The sequence below is a fragment of the Burkholderia sp. Ac-20379 genome (genome assembly GCF_017104645.1).
In the GTDB taxonomy this organism is placed as follows: domain Bacteria; phylum Pseudomonadota; class Gammaproteobacteria; order Burkholderiales; family Burkholderiaceae; genus Burkholderia.
On record NZ_JAAGPF010000744.1, the window covers coordinates 1 to 994 of the forward strand.

Annotated in this window: 1 protein-coding gene; it reads left to right on the plus strand. The window is 73.8% G+C overall.

Features of this window, described 5'->3' with window-relative positions; all coding sequences use genetic code 11:
• The coding region (locus tag G3N92_RS34365; protein ID WP_206131916.1) for a ComEC/Rec2 family competence protein at nucleotides 1–994 on the plus strand (994 nt) is incomplete at both ends.

The following is a 994-nucleotide window of genomic DNA, read 5'->3' on the forward strand; positions in this document are numbered from 1 at the left end:
TCTGCATATCGGCTTGGTGGGCGCGCTGGCCGGATGGTGCGCGGCCGCGTGGTGGCGGCGCGCGACGCTGCGCGGGATGCCGCTGCCGCTGATCGCACCGGCCCAGTACGCCGGCGCATGCGCGGCGATCGCCCTGGCCGGTTGTTACGCCGCGCTGGCCGGCTTCAACGTGCCGGCGCAGCGCGCCTGGTGGATGCTGAGCGCGGCCGGTCTCGCCTATCTGACCGGGCGCGCCGTGCCGCCGTCGGCCACGCTGGCGACGGCGCTCGGCTGCGTGCTGATCGCCGATCCGTGGGCGGTGCTGCTGCCGGGCTTCTGGTTGTCGTTCGGCGCGGTGGCGGCGATCCTGTTCGCGGTGTCGGGGCGGATCCATCGGCGGGAGCACGAACGGCTGGCCGCTGGCACCGATAACGGCGTGGCGCGCGCCGTGAATCCGCATCGGTGGGCGTCGCGTTGCGCGCATGCGATCGCCGGCGGCGCGCGCGTGCAATACGCGGTGACGCTCTGGATGGCGCCGCTCGGCGTCGTCTGGTTCGGGCAGCTTCCGCTTGGCGGCATGGCGGCCAATGCACTGGCGATTCCGTGGGTCGGCTCGCTCGTCACGCCGGTCGTGCTGGCCGGCGTGACGCTGCCGGCGCCGCTCGATGCATGGGCGTTTCATGCCGCACATGCGATGGTCGCAGTGCTGTTCGACGCGTTCGATGCGCTCGGGCCGGCCGAACGCTCGGTGTTGACGCTCGCGTCGCCGACAGCCTTCGCGCTGGCCGCCGCGCTGATCGGCGGCGGCTGGCTGTTGATGCCGCGCGGCTGGCCGTTGCGTTTCGCGGCCCCGCTCGCCTGGCTGCCGTTCGCGCTGCCGGCACCGCAGGGGCCGCCTGCGGGCGCGGCCAGGCTGACGATGCTCGACGTCGGGCAGGGCGCGTCGATTCTCGTTGAAACCGCCCGCCACCGGCTGCTGTTCGATGCGGGGCCGGGCGAGGAATCGACGCGCGCG